The sequence below is a fragment of the Campylobacter portucalensis genome (genome assembly GCF_009690845.1).
In the GTDB taxonomy this organism is placed as follows: Bacteria; Campylobacterota; Campylobacteria; order Campylobacterales; family Campylobacteraceae; genus Campylobacter_B; species Campylobacter_B portucalensis.
On sequence record NZ_VWSJ01000096.1, the window covers coordinates 1 to 1,629 of the forward strand.

The window sequence follows — 1,629 nt, forward strand, 5'->3', positions numbered from 1 at the left end:
CTCTGCCTTTACCGTCAGAGTCGTAGATGGTGTCTTGGTTATCTGCGTAGTAGATGTCATATCCTTCTTTGCCGTTTAGGGTATCAGCACTACTACTTCCGCCATATAAAGTATCATCTTTATTTCCACCAGTTGCAATAGTAGTTACTTCATCGCCATAAGGTTGAGTATAAACTACACCGTTTGGCATAGTTACATGAAGTGTGCCATTTTTGAGTTCGATTTTTGTATTAGCTTGTTTCATATATTCTTGTATTTCAGCATAAATATCAGACTTTAATTCGACATACTCATTATACGCATCGTATTCGCTTTTTGTTACTTTTGTTATTACTGGCGTATCATCATTTTGTCTAAAAATTTTTCCATCATATAATAATACTTTTGCATATTCACCATTGCTTAGATATTGAAAAATATCACCAGATTTATTCTCATAACGCCAAGAGCTATTGACATAAGCATACGAAAAATGTTCTTGTGCATGTTGTTGTGCAAATTGTTTTGCTAATTTATAATATTTTTTTAAATGTCCCCCTAGATTATTATTTGTCGCATATAATCCAACTTCAAAATACGCTACAGCCCCAAGAGAAACCACTTCTGCTGGTTTCAAAATTGCTCCTTGCAAAGCATCTCCTGCTAATCCAACTATTTGTTCATCAAGCGTATCTCCACTAGCTGTATCTATCGCGGCAGATATTGAAGTATCTTGCATAAATAATAAAAATTTACCAGCCTTATCTTTCATAAATCTGCCACCTGCTGCATACACTGTATTTAAAAATTGTTTGGCGTCATTTAATATTTCTAACGCTCTTTCTTTGCTTGTCATTTTTTTTCCTTTTATTCCAACATATTTCCATAAATAAAATATGTTTTATTTAATTCATTTGATTTTAAGCTAAATTTTTCAGATATAAAATTTTCTATTTCGCTTTTTTCGTGCGTATTTATTGGCATTACATTTATAAATTTATCATTTTCAAAAAATATAAAATTATCAAATAACTCATAAGATTTTGCTTTGTCTTTATAAAAATGAAATCCATATTTAAACAAAGGAAAACCAAAAAAACAAAAAGTGGCACCGAAAAAAAAGAATTTTATATTTTGTGTAAAAGCCAAATATCCGAAAAAACAAAATAAAAATAAAAGCAAATATTTTACATAAGACGGCATTTTTTGCGATTTATTTTGCCTTGCGTCAATAGTTTTTTTGATTTCAGTGATTTTATCAAGCGAAATTTCTTCAATGATTTCTTCATCTGAAAAATATAATATTTTTTCATCTGTGAATTTAATTGTGTTTTTTAAAGATTTGAAATTTGAAATCAAAATCGGCAAAACAAAAAATGGAAAAACAAAAAAAATATAATTTCTAATATTTAAAAAAGTATTTTTATCGCCGTATATACCAAAATAGATAATCATTGGAAAAACAGCAACGCAAAACGATATGATTTGAAATATTGGATTATAATCCTTTATAACAATCGACTCTTTATCGTAGTCTCTTTGGTTTAAATTTGCATTTTCGCTGTTTTCCAAATTTACTTCCTTTTTATATTTCATTTTCCAATTCCTAAATTTTACTTAATTTTAATTTAATTTATACTTAAAAACTAC

1 protein-coding gene and 1 pseudogene are annotated in these 1,629 nt (G+C 28.3%); both read right to left on the minus strand.

Features of this window, described 5'->3' with window-relative positions; all coding sequences use genetic code 11:
* Window positions 1-835: pseudogene (locus tag F1B92_RS08760) on the minus strand (hypothetical protein); the annotation flags it as partial.
* 11 nt (window positions 836-846) lie between these two features.
* Window positions 847-1,575: a hypothetical protein gene (locus tag F1B92_RS08765; RefSeq protein WP_195836357.1), complete on the minus strand. Its 729-nt coding sequence runs from the start codon at window positions 1,573-1,575 to the stop codon at window positions 847-849.
* Window positions 1,576-1,629 lie beyond the last annotated feature (54 nt).

Excerpts from the sequence above, each read along its gene's own strand:
- F1B92_RS08765 (WP_195836357.1), bottom strand. The coding sequence starts at position 1,575 with ATGAAATATAAAAAGGAAGTAAATTTGGAAAACAGCGAAAATGCAAAT.